This window comes from Psychrobacillus sp. FSL H8-0483, assembly GCF_038637725.1.
Taxonomy (GTDB): domain Bacteria; phylum Bacillota; class Bacilli; order Bacillales_A; family Planococcaceae; genus Psychrobacillus.
Window position 1 is genome coordinate 2,763,827 of sequence record NZ_CP152052.1, and the last position, 19,921, is coordinate 2,783,747.

General features: G+C 35.7%; 17 protein-coding genes and 1 other annotated feature. Of the genes, 5 read left to right on the forward strand and 12 right to left on the reverse strand.

Annotated elements, in window-relative coordinates; genetic code table 11:
- Window positions 1-18 precede the first annotated feature (18 nt).
- The 8 genes from MHB48_RS13265 to MHB48_RS13300 form a co-directional block, all read right to left on the reverse strand.
- On the reverse strand, window positions 19-705 hold the full coding sequence (locus MHB48_RS13265) for a potassium transporter (protein ID WP_342598507.1): 687 nt from the start codon (window positions 703-705) through the stop codon (window positions 19-21).
- A complete protein-coding gene (locus tag MHB48_RS13270) occupies window positions 705-1,298 on the reverse strand; it encodes a hypothetical protein (protein ID WP_342598508.1) in 594 nt (197 codons plus the stop codon). The genes MHB48_RS13265 and MHB48_RS13270 overlap by 1 nt, the downstream gene beginning before the upstream one ends.
- Complete coding sequence (gene pilM, locus MHB48_RS13275) at window positions 1,298-2,272, reverse strand: pilus assembly protein PilM (RefSeq protein ID WP_342598509.1); 975 nt, start codon at window positions 2,270-2,272, stop codon at window positions 1,298-1,300. Before pilM ends, MHB48_RS13270 begins: the two co-directional genes overlap by 1 nt.
- A gap of 123 nt (window positions 2,273-2,395) precedes the next feature.
- Window positions 2,396-2,866, reverse strand: coding sequence for a type II secretion system protein (locus tag MHB48_RS13280; protein WP_342601382.1), 471 nt, complete (start codon window positions 2,864-2,866; stop codon window positions 2,396-2,398).
- A 98-nt stretch (window positions 2,867-2,964) separates the two neighbouring features.
- Complete coding sequence (locus MHB48_RS13285) at window positions 2,965-4,170, reverse strand: type II secretion system F family protein (RefSeq protein WP_342598510.1); 1,206 nt, start codon at window positions 4,168-4,170, stop codon at window positions 2,965-2,967.
- Complete coding sequence (locus MHB48_RS13290; RefSeq protein WP_342598511.1) at window positions 4,170-5,210, reverse strand: type IV pilus twitching motility protein PilT; 1,041 nt, start codon at window positions 5,208-5,210, stop codon at window positions 4,170-4,172. Before MHB48_RS13290 ends, MHB48_RS13285 begins: the two co-directional genes overlap by 1 nt.
- 11 nt (window positions 5,211-5,221) lie before the next feature.
- Entirely contained in the window at window positions 5,222-6,886 is a 1,665-nt protein-coding gene (locus tag MHB48_RS13295; RefSeq protein WP_342598512.1) for an ATPase, T2SS/T4P/T4SS family, read from the reverse strand.
- A 21-nt stretch (window positions 6,887-6,907) separates the two neighbouring features.
- Entirely contained in the window at window positions 6,908-8,272 is a 1,365-nt protein-coding gene (locus MHB48_RS13300; protein WP_342598513.1) for a VanW family protein, read from the reverse strand.
- A 397-nt stretch (window positions 8,273-8,669) separates the two neighbouring features.
- Here MHB48_RS13300 and MHB48_RS13305 point away from each other — a divergent pair, with 397 nt between their 5' ends.
- Genes MHB48_RS13305 through MHB48_RS13315 form a run of 3 tightly spaced genes read left to right on the forward strand, consistent with a single transcriptional unit; the run spans window position 8,670 to window position 10,733 of the window.
- Window positions 8,670-9,152 carry a type II secretion system protein gene (locus tag MHB48_RS13305; RefSeq protein WP_342598514.1) on the forward strand — a complete coding sequence of 161 codons (483 nt, stop codon included), beginning with the start codon at window positions 8,670-8,672 and terminating at the stop codon, window positions 9,150-9,152.
- Between the two features lie 17 nt (window positions 9,153-9,169).
- Window positions 9,170-9,613: a prepilin-type N-terminal cleavage/methylation domain-containing protein gene (locus tag MHB48_RS13310; RefSeq protein WP_342598515.1), complete on the forward strand. Its 444-nt coding sequence runs from the start codon at window positions 9,170-9,172 to the stop codon at window positions 9,611-9,613.
- Window positions 9,614-9,629: 16 nt separating this feature from the next.
- Window positions 9,630-10,733 carry a hypothetical protein gene (locus tag MHB48_RS13315; protein WP_342598516.1) on the forward strand — a complete coding sequence of 368 codons (1,104 nt, stop codon included), beginning with the start codon at window positions 9,630-9,632 and terminating at the stop codon, window positions 10,731-10,733.
- Window positions 10,734-10,994: 261 nt separating this feature from the next.
- Here the strand turns inward: MHB48_RS13315 and MHB48_RS13320 are convergent, their stop codons facing one another.
- Together MHB48_RS13320 and MHB48_RS13325 are read right to left on the reverse strand one after the other, a co-directional pair.
- The gene (locus tag MHB48_RS13320; protein ID WP_342598517.1) at window positions 10,995-12,698 is read right to left on the reverse strand and encodes a sensor domain-containing diguanylate cyclase; all 1,704 of its coding nucleotides are present in this window, start codon (window positions 12,696-12,698) and stop codon (window positions 10,995-10,997) included.
- A gap of 97 nt (window positions 12,699-12,795) precedes the next feature.
- Window positions 12,796-14,016, reverse strand: coding sequence for a folylpolyglutamate synthase/dihydrofolate synthase family protein (locus MHB48_RS13325; RefSeq protein ID WP_342598518.1), 1,221 nt, complete (start codon window positions 14,014-14,016; stop codon window positions 12,796-12,798).
- Window positions 14,017-14,103: 87 nt separating this feature from the next.
- On the opposite strand from MHB48_RS13325, the gene MHB48_RS13330 reads away from it, so the two are divergent.
- Window positions 14,104-14,982, forward strand: a complete 879-nt coding sequence (locus MHB48_RS13330) for a RimK family alpha-L-glutamate ligase (RefSeq protein ID WP_342598519.1) — start codon at window positions 14,104-14,106, stop codon at window positions 14,980-14,982.
- On the forward strand, window positions 14,979-15,794 hold the full coding sequence (locus tag MHB48_RS13335; RefSeq protein WP_342598520.1) for an ATP-grasp domain-containing protein: 816 nt from the start codon (window positions 14,979-14,981) through the stop codon (window positions 15,792-15,794). The genes MHB48_RS13330 and MHB48_RS13335 overlap by 4 nt, the downstream gene beginning before the upstream one ends.
- 342 nt (window positions 15,795-16,136) lie before the next feature.
- Here MHB48_RS13335 and MHB48_RS13340 read toward each other — a convergent pair whose 3' ends face one another.
- Window positions 16,137-18,779 (reverse strand): valine--tRNA ligase, encoded by a 2,643-nt coding sequence (locus tag MHB48_RS13340; RefSeq protein ID WP_342598521.1) that lies wholly within the window; start codon window positions 18,777-18,779, stop codon window positions 16,137-16,139.
- Window positions 18,780-18,823: 44 nt separating this feature from the next.
- Window positions 18,824-19,050 (reverse strand) — a binding site (T-box leader).
- A 229-nt stretch (window positions 19,051-19,279) separates the two neighbouring features.
- Window positions 19,280-19,912 (reverse strand): hypothetical protein, encoded by a 633-nt coding sequence (locus MHB48_RS13345; protein ID WP_342598522.1) that lies wholly within the window; start codon window positions 19,910-19,912, stop codon window positions 19,280-19,282.
- Window positions 19,913-19,921 lie beyond the last annotated feature (9 nt).

A 19,921-nucleotide genomic window follows, 5' to 3' on the forward strand; every position in this document is an offset into this window, starting at 1 on the left:
GAGTAAACAGTCGAACATTTACTCGCCATTGTAATAGAACGTAGTCAATTGAATTTCAGCAGAAATCGTTTCTTCAGAATCCAAATCGTACAATTGTTCCTCACCTGGCATGGAGAACCCTATTTGATCGACACGTACAATTCGTTCTAAGTTTTCAAGTTCTTCAATAAATACTTTTAGGTGGTCATAGTCTTTTGTTAGTACAGAAATATTAAAAGTAATTAGTTTTAATTGAGGAGGAAGTACAATATTAGCTACTGGTGAAACAGGTGTTTCAGTAGCTGTATTCTCTTCTGTTGGTTTAGCATTCTCTGTTTGTGTTCCTTCTTCCGTTTGCGTTGGAGCAAGTGGAGATTCAGAAACAGCTGCGTCATAATTATTAAAATTTATAGATTCTATTTTAGATTCACTAATAAGTTCTACTTCTTCAATCGAGCGAATTAGCTCGTCTAAAGCGCGTGTTAACGGAACTTTCTTTTGTAGAGCAAACGTATTTTGCTCAGGCTCTACTTCTTCGTTCGGAGCAGTTAATTGCTCATTTAATACGGCAATCTCATTGCGAACATTGCTTACCATTACTTCTTTCGTACTTTTTTCTTCGTTTAAAGGATAAATAACATAATAATAAATAGCACCAAAGACAACTGCTACTAGTGCTGCTATTAACAGAAAACCCGTTTTTTTATTACTAACTAACTCATTCATCAACGGGCACCTCCTGTACTTAAATACGTTTGGTCAATAGTGAGATCAATCATAGCAGAATAACGCGGTTGCACATCAAAATCAGTCTCATCCGTATCCGTAGTTTCTTCTGAATTACCTGCTGGTTCAAAGGTTGAAATTTCCAGCACTTTCACATCTGTAAAATAAGAACTGTTTAATAATTTTTCAATGAAAATTGAAAGGTCATTCATCGTCTCAAAATCAGCTGTAAGATTAACATCCATTTCTGCAAATTGATAGTCACGTAAATACGTGTTCTCTACTAACAATGATTGTACTTCTTCTATTAAAGGACTGACAGGATACGAGACACTCTCTACAAAAGTAACCGATGAGGATAGACTTCCTTGATCTTCAGAACTTGTTGAAGAAATTTGAGCAGCTAGCACGTCTCTTTCTGCTATTAATTGTATTTCTTCAGTAGTCAAAGCGCTAATATCTTTCTTTAAAGAGAATGATTGTATGATTAAAAATAATATAATTGCACCAAATACGATTATACTCAAGATAATTACTAAGTTATTAGACCTTTTACTTTCTATTTTTGGCAATAAATTAATTTCTGGAACCACTAATTTACCTCCTTGATTACAAGTCCAATAAGTGGAGCATGCCTAGCGTTAAGATTAGGATATAACGACTGAACCTCTTCATCCCCTATATATGTAACGGGAGTTTCATAATTGGAACGAATTTCGGATAAGATATAACTCATATCTGGAGAATCTCCTAAAACAATCAATTCATCTACTGCCTTTTCTCCTTTATAAAGCGAGAAACGATAAAAATTTAGAATTCGATCGATTTCAGCGATTTGATCCATTAATTGCATACGATATTCTTCCATATCTTCATCATAAAAAAATTGAACCATTTTCTCATCTATTTGACGTCCCTGCCATTTTTGCATAGGAGTATCTATTGTTTGGTAGCGAAGAAATTCTAACTTTCCAGGCGTATAAATACTAATGGAAACTCCTGTTATCGACCAATCCGTAATAAGATAACTCTTTTTATCCGTAAATGCATTTATCTTTTCTAAAAAACGAATTGTAGATAAAGTACGAACATCTGCAACTGTAGGAGATAGCGAGACATCAGCTAATAAACCAGCCATCTTACTTACTTCCTCCGAAGGAGCAGCAAAAAGAGTTGCCTCTCCGTCATTCGGTTTCTCATCATACACATCAATAAGCGGATGGGTAAAAGGTAAATGAATTGTTTGTCCTAACTCCATTTCGACGTAAGCTTTTAACTTAGCAGATGTCACATCAGCAGGATGCTCAAATGTCTTCATCATAACAGAACGATCTGGAACAAAAAAACGAACATCATGTCGTTTCATCCCCCATGCAGGTACAAGCTCCTTCAATTCATCAAATAAAGCCATCTCATCTCGAATCATATCTCCTTCAATAATTCCGGCTTTTAACGGATGCTCATAAACAACGGCTTGTTTTATATCTGGACTGTTCATCACGATTGCTCGGATCAGATATTCATTCACTTCCAAAGCAACAAATCGCTTCTTTTTACTTTTGAACATAGCCGCTACCCCCCTATATGTTTCTATCTATATGTGTTATTTTCACGTTTCGGCAAACGAAGCTTTCGTTTGCTGAAACGTGAAAATAAGTGACTACAGCAGCTGGAGCTGCTGTAGAAAATCTTAATTTGTTAAAATAGTATTTAATTGAGTCTCAGTAATAGTTAAATTGGCAGCCCCCGGTGTAAATCCACCACCTGTAAACTTAGTCGTATTTTTGATTTTACCTAACTTTGCATATGTTAATGTCCATGTCGTTGTATTATCTGCAGCAACAGTTTTAACTACTTGATCACCTGATGAAGCAAATGTAATTCCTTCTACGTATGGTAGTAAATTACTAGAACTACAAGTTGTAGTAGTAATATTATTAGCAGTAGTCGTTGAGCACTTTTCTTCAGTAACTGCTATTTTAGCTCCAGCAATTACATTAGAAGCTTCGGATAAAATTGCTTTATCTTTCGAATTATTAACAATATTCCCGATTGATGGTACAGCAATTGCTGCAACAATAGCTAAGATTACGATAACTGCTAGAAGCTCGATAAGTGTTAAACCTTTTTGATTTTTAAGTATTTTAGTGAATTTTTTCATTTTCATTTTCCCCCTAGAATTGGATTCATTTATTTCTTTCGGTGTTACATTCATCATTGTTTTCAAGACTTGTCACCTCCTTTAATGGAAAGCAATGATTAGATTTGTTCATACATACTAAACATAGGTATCATAATCGCCATAACGATAGTTCCAACTACAGCAGCTAATATCACAATCATGAGTGGTTCGATTAGTGATTTTAGCGTATCTACAGTACGGTCAACATCATCTTCGTAAAACACTGCAATCTTTTCTAACATATAGTCAAGTGAACCAGTTTGCTCACCAATTGCCGTCATTTGTGTTACTAAAGGTGGGAATATCCAGCTTTTCTCTAGTGGAGCTGTGAGCGTACTACCCTGTTCTAAGCTTGTTCGTGATTCCCGAACTACTTTGGCTACGACTGGATTACCAATAACTTTTTCCACAATGGTCAAAGCTTGTAGGATAGGTACTGAACTGCTGAATAAAGAAGAAAGTGTTCTAGTCATTCGAGCAATTGCAGACTTTTGAAGCAGTTTTCCAAATATCGGCATCTTAAGTAAGATGATATTCACTGAAAAATTAAAAGCTTCGTTATGCTTGTATACATAGTTAAAAACTATAACTGCAATGATAGTGAGGGCTAATAAGATATACCAAGATGATTGCAACAGTTCACTAAAACTCATCACTACTTTTGTAATTGTAGGTAGTTCTGCTCCCATATCATTAAACATTGTGACAAACTGAGGAACTATTGTTAACATGAGAAAACCTGCTACAAATACCGTCAACACTAGTAACACGACTGGATAGGCCATCGTCGACTGCACTTTCTTTTTCAAGTTGAATTGCTTTTCATATGAAAATGCCAATCTCTCTAATGACTCGTCCAAATTACCAGTCGCTTCCCCTGCACGTATCATATTTACGAATAACTGCGGGAACACTTTTGGATACTTCGCTGTCGCATCCGAAAATGACAATCCAGATCGAACATCTTCCTCAACCGAAAGTAAACTTTTCTTTAAAGGCTTACTGGAAGTTTGTTCTGCTAAAATTTTTGTTGACTCTAAAATCGAAACGCCTGCACGTATTAACGTGGCAAACTGACGACAATAAATAACAAAATCTTGGTTTTTTACGGTACCACCAATAGATAGTTCCTTATGTAGAATACTATTGGACTCTTCAATTTCCCTTGGATTAATTCCTTGTGAACGAAGTTTTGTAATAGCTGCTTGCTTAGTAGTAGCATCCACGGTTCCTTTTTTTAATGCACCTTGAGCAGTTCGACCATTGTATTTAAATACAACCATCAATACTCACCTACATCCATAAACGGTTTTGCTGATTCTAGCGAAATCTTACCTGAAGTGACCAAAGTTTGAATCGATGATTCGAGTGTATGCATGCCAAGTGCTCGACTTGTTTGCATGACATTTTGAATTTGATGCACCTTTTCATTTCGTATTAGATTGGCAACAGACGGTGTTTGAACTAAAATCTCCGTTGCCGCGACACGTCCTTTTGCATCGTTTCTAACAAAGAGTCTTTGAGAAATGATCCCTTGTAGTACGTTTGCTAGTTGAATGCGAATTTGCCCTTGTTGGTGTGGTGGAAAAACATCAATAATTCGATCGATCGTCGTTGGAGCACTACTTGTATGAAGTGTTGCCATGACTAGATGACCCGTTTCCGCTGCTGTAATGGCGGTAGAAATTGTTTCTAAATCTCGCATTTCACCAACTAAAATAACATCGGGATCTTGACGGAGTGCAGCTCGTAATCCATTGGCAAAGCTTTGCGTATCCGAACCGACTTCTCGTTGATTAATGACTGACTTCTTATGCGTATGCACGTATTCAATTGGGTCTTCTAACGTAATAATGTGCTTCGATTTTGTTGTGTTGATATAATCTATCATGGATGCAAGTGTCGTTGATTTGCCAGACCCAGTAGGACCAGTTACTAGAATTAGTCCTTGAGGTTTATCTGCTAAAGTATATAAGACATTAGGCATTCCAAGTGTTTCAATCGCCGGTATCTTTGCATCAATCATGCGAACTGCTATGGCAACTTGGTCTTGTTGATGAAAAGCATTGATCCGAAAATGACATAGATTAGGAAGTGTATATTTGAAATCAAGTTCACCATTTTCTTCGAACTCCTGCAATTTCTCAGGGGGTAATATTTCATTCAACATCGCTCTTGTATCATCTTCATGCAATGTAGATTCCCCATAAGCTTGTAGATTCCCATTAACTCTAAATACAGGAGCCAATCCAACCGTAATGTGAAGATCCGATGCTCGATCATGAAATGATTTTTCTAATAAGTCTATAATCGAAATTTTCATATCTTCCCACCTTAATCCGTTGTTGCAACACGAAGCACCTCTTCGGTTGTAGTTAACCCCACTTGCACTTTTAATAAACCATCCTCTAGTAAACTATAATAACCAGTTTCTTTCATATGGTTTCGAAGTAAGGACATGCTTTTGCCGGTTAGAATCACGTCTTTGACGAACTCATCAACAGCAAGCACTTCATGAATAGCTAAACGACCCCTATAGCCAGTGTTATTACAAGAGGGACAACCTCGTCCTCTTCGTATTTCCTTTATTTCCAGGCCTCTGTCCGCAAAAATTATTCTTTCCCGTTCGTTTGGTATCTGTACTTCACTACAATCACGGCAAACCTTTCGAACTAATCGTTGTGCGACAACTCCAACTAATGAAGAAGAAAGTAAAAATGGCTCAATTCCCATGTCTTTCATTCGAGAAACTGATTCTACAGCACTGTTTGTATGAAGTGTACTTAATACAAGATGTCCTGTTAAAGAAGCACGAACGGCTATTTGCGCAGTTTCTAAATCACGTATTTCCCCTACCATGACGACATCCGGATCTTGTCTTAATATGGATCTAAGTCCCGCAGCAAAAGTTAAACCTACTTCTTCTCGCACTTGGATTTGGTTAATACCTTCTAGTTGATATTCCACTGGATCTTCGACTGTAATAATATTGACTTCTTCTCCGTTTAAACGACTAAGTGCTGCATACAACGTCGAAGATTTACCAGAACCTGTAGGACCTGTAATTAGTACTATTCCATTTGGTGTTTCAATCATTTCTTTAAAAGATTGATAGTTTTTATCATTGAAGCCAAGTTTGTCTAGATTATTTAGTGCACTGGTTAAATCTAAAATACGCATAACTACTTTCTCTCCATAAATCGTAGGTAAAGTAGAAAGACGAATATCCACCGGCTTCATATTAACGTTTAGTTTAATACGTCCGTCTTGTGGAACTCTGTGTTCCGTTATATTTAAGTTCCCCATAATTTTAATACGAGCTAATATAACACTTTGCATATGTTTTGGTAGTGCTCGTTCTGTTTTCAAAATTCCATCTACACGGTAACGAACACGTAATTCTGTCTCTTGAGGGTCAAAGTGAATATCGCTGGCACGCTGTGCAACCCCATTAGCAACAATTTGATTCACCAGTCGAACAATCGGTGAATCTTCATCCGTAATTTGTGTATCATTTTCTAACTCTTTTGGTGTTATATCAATTAAGGCTTGATCCATTGACTCTTGCAAATCATAATATTTAGTAATCGTTCTAAATAAATCATCTTTTGCAGCAATACTCGTTTCAATTTGGCATCCCGTAGCCATTCGAACTTCTTCAATAGCAAAATAATCCATCGGATCCGCCATTGCTATAAATAGTTTATTCCGATCTTTTCGTATTGGCATAATGTTCGTCCGTTTTGCCAACTCTTTAGGTACTAGATGAATAAGCTCTGGTTCAATTGAAAATTGATTTAAACTTACGTGCGGAATTCCTAACTGGAATTCTAGTACTTCTATTAATTGCTGCTCTGTAAGTAGGTTTTCTCTTATTAAAAAGTCACCTAGTTTTTCATCTCGACTTTTGGTTGTTAACGCGTACTCTAACTGCTCGTTACTGATTACATGAGATTCAACTAGTAAATCTCCTAACCTTTTCCGCGTGTTCGCTTTCATTCTCTTCACCCCTCTACGCCATCATTTAGACTCTGGAACGATAATATTTCCAGCTTTATCGTAATAGCTTCCTTTTGGTAAAACAGTAGACTCATCCACTTCTGGTGGATTTTCAACATGTGTTTCATCCTCTTCCATTGGAGTTGTTGGAGTTGTAGTAGGTGTCTCTACATCTGGTAATCCATCGCCATTCAAATCCATTTCTAGGTCCGAATCAGTTACTGTTGGTGTTTCAGGAACGAGAGATGACTTAAGAACTATTCTATGGACAGGTGGATAAAAATCTTTACTAATCAATTCTTCTTTTTCAAAAGGGCCAGATTTCTCTGATATAGTTCTGTAGACAGAAACTCGAAGTCCAGGCTTTCCTTCTTGCACTAGCTTCTCGTCGCCAACTTTCAAATCATCGGAATAACGATAGATCGTTCTAGGCTTAATTTCTACTCGGTCGGTCACTCGATACGTAGCTGTTGTTTCAAGAGGTAGAGTATAAATTTCTACTAATAAACTAGGACCCTTTATCTGCACTTTTAAAGTTGCTGGTGCATCATTGTTATTTACAAATTTTAAATCTACATTCGTATTTTTTCGTATTTTCGCTTCGATTCCAGGCTCTAAATAATCTGGAATTTTACCTTGCGAGTGTCGTTCTAATATTTCAAAATTCGTTTGTAAAATGACGCTATAGATTACAGAAGCAACAAAATCTGCACTCTCATCATTTACGTCGAGCTCTACATCTTTTAATCGTTCCAATAGAGAAAAAACTTCACCATTTCCAATGACTTGTTCATTTAAAGTAGAAACGATGTTCTCTAAATCATTTGTACTAATCGGTATTTCCTCTATATCAAATGCAAGTCGTTCTAATTCAAATACAGAAGAATCTACAGCCACCGTCTCAATTGGATTTGGTGAAAGTAACCCAACTTGAGAAACGATATTAGCAAGAGTGTCCTCCTTATTCAATTGAGTCTTTTGTTCAATTAAATTATTCACTTCTGGATTCATACTAAATTGCAAGGGTATATGAATGGAAGGAGTCGACTCCCAAAATGTATACCAATGCTTGTCCAATTCCATTAGATATTGATCAACAGTAGCTTCCACATCAAACGTAAACCATTCTGGAAGTAATGTCAGATCTGAATCGTTTCCAGTTAAAAGAATGGGTTTTTCTTTCCATTCCAAAATTTTCGTATTTAATAAAGATACTATTTCATCTTTCTTTAGCAATTCCACTTCTTGTCCACCAATTGTAGAAATAGGTACCCCACTCTCTGCTTTCGTAAACTGTTGCAAAGTAGTGAAATTATTACTAGACCATAAATAAAAAAGAAAAAATGTTAATATTAGTAGTATAGAAGTTTTCCAAATAACTTTCACAATGCATAACTCCTTCAAATATATAGGCCAAAATAACTCTAATCGCGTTAACTAAATTCCAATTAATGTATATAAACAAAGTATAATATCTCATTCAAGGGAATTGTACATATTACTTTAGAAACACCATTTTCTAAAACCTTTAAATCAACTAATAACAATTGATTCTTTATACTTATTTATATATGATTAAACTACCAATTACAAGACTAAAAAAGTAGGTTATATAAATTTAATTCCATCTTAACATAGCTTCTTCCAAGGCATACAATTAATATAAGAATTGAGAATTATACATTTAATAGGAGAAGCACTTTTCCAATAGATTTTAGAGAGGAAATTAACTGTTAATCAAAAAAAATACACGAATTTCGCAAACACAAAGGATGAATCCCTTATGTTAAATAATATCAAAAACAAAAATGGTTTTACATTAATTGAGATTCTAGCTTCTGTCGTGCTTTTAACTATAGTTATTTCCATGTTTCTATCTATTTTCCCTCAAATGGCGAATATGAATAATCGAAATGGAGATAATTTGGATGCAGCGAATGTGGGGAAAGAGTTGCTGGTGTTGGTTAAAAAGGATGCTTATACTAGCTTTCTAAATAATGATTCGAATCTTAATATAAAAACAACCATTCGAAACTTAGCTAAAAAAGAAGACCTTACTTCTTCCATTATATATGAAGGAACATATGACAAATTGGGGCAAACATTTTTTATAAAAATACAGATAAAAAAAACAGGAGAATTTCCTCCCCCTGATCAAAGTCAATTTCACCAACTTCATCAAGTTACCATTGATGTGGATGCGAAAGAAATAAAGACAGATTCACCTACATTGACGACAACATATGGATATATAAAGGGTAATTGAAAGTTAGAGGTGATAATGTGAAGAGAATAATGAATGAAAGAGGAATAACTTTAGTAGAATTGCTAGCCGCTCTCGCATTGTTCGGAGTAATTTCTCTACTTATTTGGAATTTCTTTTTTCAAGCCTTAAGTTTTAATGAAAGAGAAGTCACAAAAAATCAATTACAACAAGAAGCAAATTTGATTGTAAATACTATGCAACAACTGCATACAAAAAATAAAATAAAAAGTATTAAAGAAATAGACTCAAAGATTAGTATTATTTCAATTAATAAAGAGGGAGAAGAGATACCTATTTCATTTGATAATAAAAACATTAAATATAACCTGATCACCCCGAATGACGAAATAATTAATCCAGGTAATATTTTCTCTTTCGAGCTTACTTTGACTTCAGAAAATCCAATAATAGAGGTTAAAACTAAAACAACATTTAGTAAACTAGCAGGACAATATCAATGAAGGGAGATGATTCATTATGAAAATAGTTCAAAATGAAAAAGGATATACCCTCTTGCTAACCCTAATAATTATTTTCATTATTATCATATTCTTTTCTTCATTTGCTTTAAGTGCAATGAATCAACAAAAACAAGTAGAAAATACTGATAATAATTATCAAGCTGTGGGAGTAGCCGAAATGGGCATTGAATATTATCAAGCAGAAATAGTGAATCAAATATACAAAATTAAATCAGATTTAGATGCAGAGATTGAAAGGATCGAGGATAACCACAATTTATCTGCATCAGAAAAAGCATCAGTTATTAGCTCCTTAGAATTAGAATTTAGCTCAAAACTCCGAACAGGCTTAGAATGCATTGACGATTATAAAGATACTAGCAGATGCCACGATACAGAAAAGAACGACATTTTACCCGTAAAAGAAATTGATACAACAAATTCTGTTAAATTTACTTTATTGAATTCAAAAATTCTATCTTCTTCAACTAAACCTCAATTAGAGATATTAGTGGAAGGAAGCGTTCCAAATAAACAAAATAAAATATCCGCTATTTTCAATATACCTGAAACTTTACTAACAGTGACCTTTATACCAGGTAATGGGCCTGGGACAGGTAATCCGATACCAGAAGTTTACCCTGACTGTAATAATGACTACATAGACAATGAATGTAAAGTTGATGGAGATGTATTATTTTCAAGCGATTTTACATTTTCTGGTGGAACTGTACAATTTAACGATACAGTAACAATCACAAAAAAAAACATTGGTAACCTCAACAATATAAACGTCTATATGGACAAATTAGTAATTACAACTGAGAAAGAGAATGGTAACCCTAACAGCATCAAACTAGGTAAGAATTCAAAGCTATGTATAAGAGAAATTTCTGAATCTGATGCAAAGAAATTAAATACTCAAGGAGGTAAAGATGGTGCAAAAGTTTATATACTATCTAATAATCCTCACCGTATAGAAAACGCTATTTATTTTGTCTCCCAAAAAGAATTTGAAGATAACTGTAATTTCATTAAAACTAACACTAATCAGGACGATTACTTGATTAAAGAAACTGATATTGAAGACAATATTACATCAGAAGTTATTTATCATTAACATCGTGACTTTGCGTCAGAAACTCTCTTCAGAATTCTGAAAGTTCACTACAAGCGGATATACGTAATCAACAGACGAGTCGAGAAAGTGTCGCAATAACTTTCTTGAAATTATTAATGATCAATCTCTTAGAGGAACAACGAAAACAGAAAAAACTTACTCCGACTAACGGTGATGTCCCTGGCATGCCATAAACCGCACTCCTGGTGAAAAAAATGAGAGAATCCATTTACTCCAGGATTCTCTCATTTTTCATTTGTTCTATTTCACATATTCCGCAACTCGATTTCTACCCGCCTGTTTCGCACCAATATAGAGTGCTCGATCCGCGTTTCGAATGAGTGACATACCCTCTTCACTGTCATCTGGTGCCGAGGAAACACCGATACTTGCTGTGATAAATATTATTTCATCTCGAGAAACATCTGCCAAGTCTAGCTGCACGATAAATGGTGTTTGTTCAATTTTTAATCGAAGCTGCTCAGCAATACGCATTGCTTGTAACTTGGTGTAGTTCGGAAGAATAACAACGAACTCTTCCCCTCCATACCTTCCAACCGTTCCATTCGGACCTATTTCAGCTTTAATTATTTGTGCAAATTCTTGTAAAATAAGATTTCCACTATGATGGCCATATGAATCATTTACTTCCTTAAATTTATCAATATCCAACATTATTAAAGACAAAGAATGATAAACACCAGCCGATAATTTTTTCATATCTATATCAATCTGTCTATCTAGATATCGATAATTATGAATCTTCGTTAACTCACAAATTTCGCTTTTGGCAACAGCATCTCGTACATAATTTGCTTTCTCCACTGATACGGCAAAATAAGAACAAAGCAAATGTACAATTTTTAATTGGTAAGCTTGAAATGCGTGTTTCTCTCTAGAAGCTAATATTAAAACGCCTTCTATTGTTTGATTACGATAGATTGGGACACACATGACGCTCTGCATATCCAACGTTAAAAATGGGGGTTTCATGTGAATCCACTCGGACTGTTTATTATATAAAATCGGATATCCCTTTTTATAGCCTTTTCCAGCAAGACTATGCTTAATATCTTCATGAGAAAATTTTATCTCTTTATTTACACCGTCTTCTATTGCTCGTAAAATAACAAACTGATTGTTAATATTATCAACAATATAGGCTGAATTCATAGGAAACATATTTGCTATACGTTCTATAAACATATCGATAATTTCTGTTCCTGTCATTCTTTCTGCTAATTCATGTCCGAACTCACTTGCCTTGTTCAGATCTGCATTTACCTTTTCCGAGTCATTGTACATACGAATTAATAATGTAATCATTAAAAATGGGACTCCTAATAGTACAAAAGCAATAGCTCCAACATAACTTTCTAAGAAAAATAAGCTTATACCAAAAGGTAGCGTAATCATTGTACAGATAATATCCCATGCAAAATCCTTTGTAAAAAAATCTGGTTTTAATCCAGTAGCTACCTGTCGAACATATAAAAGAACATGGTTGAGAATAATACTTAAAAAAGCATAAATGGATCCAAATATAAGAACATCTTTAATCACTAGAGTACCTATATCGTACCCAAGCCAAATCACAAAAGAGCCACACGCAATAGAAATTACAAAAAACATAAAAGAACTATAATACAGTTTATATCTAGTCTCTTTCATTATTTTCATATGGTATATAAGAGGTATTAAACAAAGTTGCATCGCAACAAGTTCTGCTAAAATTCCGTAATTCAAAAAAATTGCAAGGTTGACCCATTGAACAAGGATCATTGTCGCCCCTGCGATAAAAAAAGGAAAAATAGTCGTGAGCAAAGCAAGTACAACAAAATAAAAATACAGATCCCATTCAATCGGCTTACTTGAAGCGTACCTATACACCAAAAAAGTACCGATTGGGACAACTAATAGCCACATGAAGAAAATATTCTGTTTGGCTTTTCTCGAAATATCCATAGGACTATTAATCTCCTTTTAGTGTATTTTTATTGGTACTAATAGCACTTATTAAATAAATTATATCATGAAGATTCCAATAATTATCAACTACCTTTTACCTGTTTTTATCTTTAATTTCTGAAATAAAATAGAGAGACCCAGTGACAATAGTAATATCTATTCTAGAATTTTCTTCTAAATTAATTTCACCTACATCTTTAGTAACACTTTTCGCACTGTGAGAACAGTGTTTATATAAAATAGATGCTGATAGTGCTCTTTCATGATGAAAATCTACAAATTCAAAACTGGAGGCTACCTCCTCTAGCTTTCGCAACATGTAAATGTAGTCTTTATCTTTCAAAATACCGACAATACAATGGATTCGTTTATTCGGAAATTGTTCCTTTATCGTATCTACTAAAGCATCAATACTCGCTTTGTTATGAGCTCCATCGAAGTATACGTGTTCACTCATTTTTTCCATCCGACCTGGTAAGAAAGCCTTTTTAACAGCAGCTTGAACATGGCATTCCTTTAACGAAAAATTACTTTCTAATAGAGCAGTTATTGCTAGTGACATATTGGATAACTGATGTTCTCCTAACATTTGTGGGTACAAATGATGAAACTGAGTCTCTTCATATGTATAAGTATTTCCTATAATAGAAAATGCTTTATTATATTCTATTACTATTGAATTTTTCTGCATTGCTTCTTCTAGGACTATTTTTGTTGCTTCAGAGGATAAAGCCCCTATTACTAATTTGCCATTATCTTTTAATATCCCTGCTTTATGCCAACTTATTTTTTCGACAGTATTACCTAAAAAATTTGTATGATCAATGGAAATGCTTGGAATGACCGCTACAGAACGATCTATCACATTCGTACTATCAAATCTACCGCCCATTCCTGCTTCTATAAAAACAACATCTAATGTTTCTTCTTCCAAAACGAGAAAAGCAACAACAGTCAACAATTCAAAATCGGTTAACATACCACTTAAGCCAGCTTGAAACATTTTTTGAAAAGCAAGATCCATTTGTTCCGGAGTCACAGGAACACCGTTCACCTGGATTTGATCGTGTACATCGATAATGCTTGGAGATGTAAAAGAGCCATATGCAAGTCCATGTTCTTTTGCAATGGCACTTAAAAACGCTATAGTAGATCCCTTTCCATTTGTACCTGCTACGTGGATTATGCGATGCTTATTTTGTGGATTTCCAAGCTTGGCTAAAGCTTTTTGGATAGCTTCCAGTCCTGGCTTAATAATTGTTTCACTCTCTACTTTCCACTCTTTTTTATATAAATTAAAATTATTTATTTCCAACTACTCCACCCTATTCCCATCTTAGCAACTTTCGTGCTAAACTTCTTGTAAACATATTATAACACGTACCCGTGGAGGTCATTCATTATGCAGACATGTTGGATTGTTTATAACGGTAGTCTTACACATGATAAATTTATCGATCAAGCGCTCCTGCTTCAGGAAGCAGCTGAAAAGCAAGGAATTCAAGCAACTTTAGTGAAAAACTATGAGCTCCTAATGAACGTTCAGCAAAGTTTACATGCAAAACCCGATTTTGTTGTTTTTCTTGATAAAGATATTTTACTTGCACAATATTTAAAAAATGAAGGCATACCAGTCTTTAATGACCCAGGAGTTATTGAAATTTGTGATAATAAAGCGCGACAATATATGGCGTTAGCAAAAGCACAAGTTCCAATGCCTCTCACAATTATTGCTCCAAAAGTGTATCCAGATTGCTCGATTCAACATACAGGTTATTATGAACAGGTACTACAAACAATTCCACTTCCAATGATCATCAAAGAAGCGCATGGCTCATTTGGAATGAAAGTATATTTAATAGAGACAAGAGAGCAGTTTTTTGAAAAAGTCGATGAATTAAGAGGAATTGAATACGTTTTCCAAGAATTTATAGCGTCGAGCAGAGGCCGTGATATTCGCGTGAATGTAGTCGGTGGACAAGTAGTTGCTTGCATGCATCGCCACTCTGACACTGATTTCCGTGCCAACATTACAAATGGAGGTACTGCATCTCAGATTATTCTTACCGAAAGACAAAAAGAAGTTGCTATTCAAGCCGCACAAGCATTAAATGCAGAATTTGCAGGAGTCGATTTATTGTTTGGTGAAAATGAAGAACCGCTTGTTTGTGAAGTAAACGGCGTTGCCCATATTCGTAATATATATAATGTAACAGGTATTAACGTAGGAGATGCGATGATTAGTTACATTCTGTCTAAAGTAAGGATCGCTGCAATATGAACGGCTTACTAATCTACGAACCAAAAGAAATAGAACGAAATAGTAGTTTCATAGACCGTTTAATTACTGCTGCAGAAAACCTTGGTCATACACTTTCTGTCGTAGATGATCAGCAGTCTACTATTCCAGAGGCCGATTTTATATTTTTTAGAGCTAGAAACCCAAAGCTTTCTAAGCAATTAGAACAACGAAATATTCCCATGTTCAATCGTGCAGAGGTGAATGTGATTGCCAATGATAAATGGAAAGCAATGCAGCTCGTTCAGCTTCTTGGCATAGCTACTGTGCCAACTAAGAAAATACAAAGTATCTCAGAGATTTCTGAGTATCCTGTCGTTTTAAAAACAACTGATGGCCATGGTGGAATGCAGGTAGAGCTTTTTCATACACAAGAAGATGCAGAGGCTTTTATTAAACAATATGATTCTCAAACGATTATTGCACAAACATATATTGAAACAAATGCTACTGATGTACGCGTATTTATGCTCGGTACACAAGTTGTAGGTGCCGTAAAAAGAATTGGCGCTGAGAATAGCTTTAAATCGAATTTCACACTCGGTGGAACCGTCGAAAAATATACGTTGGACTCTCAGCAACTAGCTGATGTAGAAAAAATAGCAAAAGCATTAAAAAGTGACTATATTGGAATCGACTTTCTCTTATTACCGAACGGTGGCTGGCTTTTCAATGAAATAGAAGATCCAGTTGGTGCTAGATCTTATTTCCATACAACGCAAAAAGACATTGCTATACCTATCATGGAGTATATCCATAATCAAGTAACGAAAAAAGAGTGCGCCTCCATCTAAATGAGGCTGCACTCTTTTTTCGTTAATGGGTTTTTCTAACTAACAATTAAGCACAGCATTTTGCCTCGTTGCAATACTATTAGTCAACGATTTGAAAGAAAAATAGACAGCACCCATTTTATTAAGAAGCAACTGTGCGACCGAAATTGTATCTTTGGGAGCTTACTTTATAAGAAGAAAGTATTAAATTCTTTCATTATACAAAACAGAAGTAGCCTGTCACGAAAAGCTGTAGGAGGGCGAAGGACAGACGACTGCCACAAGATTACCGAAAAAAAATGGAGGGTCGTGACTTGCGTCACGACCCTCCATTCGAAATTATCCCAGTTCTTAATACTCTTCTTACAGGTTTTTCAGTTCTTCTAATCGTTTTAACACAGTTGCGTGTTTTTCTAGATAATCTTGTTCTTTCGCACGTTCTTCTGCAACAACTGCTTCTGGTGCTTTGGAAACGAAGCGTTCGTTGGACAATTTCCCTTGAACTAGCTTCACTTCTTTTGCCCATTTTTCTAACTCTTTTTCTAAACGTGCTTTTTCTGCATCGGTATCAATTAGTCCTTGTAAAGGAAGGAATAATTCTGCCCCTGTTACTACGGTCGACATACATTGACCCGGCGCTTCAATATCTTGACCAATTACAAGTGGTTCTGGGTTACAGAAACGCTCTAGATATTTTGCATTTGCTTCTAATACAGCAAGTGTTTCTGCATCCTTAGCTGAAATGTATAATGGCACTTTTTTACTCATTGGTGTTTGTACTTCTGCACGGATATTACGAACAGATCGGATAATTTCAGCAAGTAGCTTCATGCTAGCAGCTTCTTCTTTATTCGAAAGAGCTTCGTTTACTGTTGGCCATGCAGCTACTGTAATGGACTCTCCTTCATGTGGAAGGTTTTGCCAAATCTCTTCCGTGATAAATGGCATAAATGGATGCAATAAACGCATCGTGTTATCTAGTACATAAGCTAGAACAGAACGTGTCATTTGCTTCGCTTCTTCATCTTCCCCATTTAGTGGGAGTTTCGCCATCTCGATGTACCAGTCACACAAATCATCCCATATGAAGTTATACAGGGCACGACCTACTTCACCAAACTCATACTTCTCTGAAAGTCTTGTTACTTGTTCAATTGTTTCATTCAAACGAGTTAATATCCAAGCATCCGCAACGGATTTTTTCCCATCCAAATTAATCTCTTCAAATTTCAAGCCGTCCATATTCATCAATGCAAATCGAGAAGCATTCCAAATCTTATTTGCAAAGTTCCAAACTGCTTCTACTTTTTCAGTAGAATAACGTAAATCTTGCCCTGGAGATGAACCTGTACTTAAGAAATATCGAAGTGAATCTGCACCGTATTGCTCAATAACTTCCATTGGATCAATACCATTACCAAGTGATTTCGACATTTTACTTCCATCTTCTGCACGAACAAGTCCATGAATTAATACATCTTCAAATGGACGAGTTTCTGTAAATTCTATCCCTTGGAAAATCATACGAGAAACCCAGAAGAATATAATATCATAACCGGTAACAAGTGTATTCGTTGGATAATACTTTTTAAACTCTTCGTTTTCTGTATTAGGCCAACCTAATGTCGAGAACGGCCAAAGTGCAGAAGAGAACCAAGTATCTAACACATCATCTTCTTGTTTCCAATTTTCAGCATCTGCTGGAGCTTCGTGTCCAACATATACTTCTCCTGTTTCTTTATGATACCAAGCAGGAATTCGATGGCCCCACCATAATTGTCGAGAGATACACCAATCATGAAGGTTTTCCATCCAGCGTAAGTATGTTTTCTCAAAGCGATCTGGTACGAAGTTTACTTTTTCTTCTGTTTGTTGTAATTTGATTGCTTCTTCAGCTAGAGGTTGCATTTTAACAAACCATTGCGTTGATAAATATGGTTCTACAACTGCTCCACTGCGCTCTGAATGTCCTACTGAATGCATATGTTCTTCGATTTTGAATAAAACACCAGCGTCTTGTAAATCTTTTACGATTTGTTTACGACAAGCAAAACGGTCCATTCCATCATAAATTGCTGCGTTTTTATTCATTGTACCGTCTTCATTCATAACTAAAATACGTTCTAAATTATGACGATTTCCGATTTCAAAGTCGTTAGGATCATGTGCAGGTGTAATTTTTACTGCTCCACTACCAAATTCCATATCTACGTAGTCATCCCCAACGATTGGAATTTCACGACCAACGATAGGGAGCTTTACTGTTTTACCGATTAAATGTTTGTAACGGTCATCTTCTGGATGAACTGCAACCGCAGTATCACCAAGCATTGTTTCAGGGCGAGTAGTCGCAACGTCGATTGAACCAGTACCATCTGCAAGTGGGTAATGCATATGATAGAATGCACCCTGTACATCTTTATGAATTACTTCGATATCAGAGAGCGCAGTTTTTGTTGCAGGATCCCAGTTAATAATATATTCACCGCGGTAAATCAGCCCTTTATTGTACAGCTTCACGAATACTTCTTTTACTGCGTTTGAAAGACCTTCGTCTAATGTAAAGCGTTCTCGAGAGTAGTCTAAGCCTAAACCTAGTTTTGACCATTGTGCACGAATATGACCAGCATACTCTTCTTTCCATTTCCATGTTTCTTCTACAAATTTTTCACGACCCAAATCATAACGTGAAATATTTTCTGAACGTAGCTTTTCTTCTACTTTCGCTTGTGTAGCGATACCTGCATGGTCCATACCAGGTAACCATAATGCGTCGTATCCTTGCATACGCTTCATACGAATAATAATATCTTGCAGAGTTGTATCCCATGCGTGCCCTAAATGTAATTTACCTGTTACGTTTGGGGGCGGTATTACGATTGTATAAGGCTTCTTATCGCTTTCTGGATGCGCTTCGAAGTATTTCCCTTCTAGCCACCACTCGTAGCGACCTTTTTCAATCGACTGTGGATCATACTTGGTTGGCATCGTTGTTTCATTTGTCATTTTCTGTTCCTCCTAAAAAAGAATATAAAAAAACTCCATTCGTCTTAAAGGACGAAGGAGTTTGTTCGCGGTACCACCTTTATTCGCAGATGCAAAAGAATGCATCACGCTCTCAATTCGATAACGGCTTCAAACCGGTATTTGCTACTATTAGTTCACAAATACTGCTCGTGGGCTACCTTCAAATGGTGGTTCACAGAAACATTTCAGCAAATTGTTTCCTTTCTTTTGAAAACCAGATCATTTTACTCTTCCCATTCATAGCATCCATATATAGTTGTTTATATTGTATCGAATACTATTATATGCCGTCAAGTCCAGTCTTGCGAAAGGAGGATATTATCATGAGAAAAGGACCTAGATATAACCCGTATTTACTACCTGAGTGGCTTCGTAAAACACGCTTTTATTGTAAAGGGATTATTATTCCTATTTGTGGTTTCCAAACCATACGTGTATTAATTATTCCTACTACTTGGGATATTCTTTTACTTATCTTTCTACTCTTCTTCTGCTTTTTGTTTTACAAAGACATAATTTGATGGGAAGGTAAGCTTTGAATATCCATCATCCAAATTTAAAATAAATTGAAGCTCCGATTCCTCTAGATTCTCGCTTTCTTCTTGTACCTGTGCGTTCAATTCTTTTGTTTCTTTTTGTGCTACCTGAGCTACCTGTTCTTCCTGTGCTACTGCTTCTTGTACGTCAGCTTTTACTATTTGTTCTTTTGACGTTTCGTATTCACAGTTTACTATCCAAGATATTTCAATACCTTCATGGCCTGTCGTTTTTGAATTGACATTTTGAACGCTTAAGCTAGGTGTGCTACCTGCTTGGATTTTTTGTTTACTTATATCTACACTCATTGGTACTGCATATTCAAAATATCCAAACTCTCCTTGCACATCTAGATCTTCAATTTGAGTAAAATCACCTGTCCCATGATGGGCATGTTCTCCCTCTTCAAACCTAACGTAACAAGTAATATGATAAATACCACCAATTTGAATCGCGTCTTCTACTTCACTTTGCTCATATTGTGGAGTTACTTTCACCGTTTTAATTTCTTTTGGTATCCCAAAGCTTTGGGGAAAACGAAATTGCTCTTTTACTTCCCAATTTTTCACTTCCATTTGTCATCC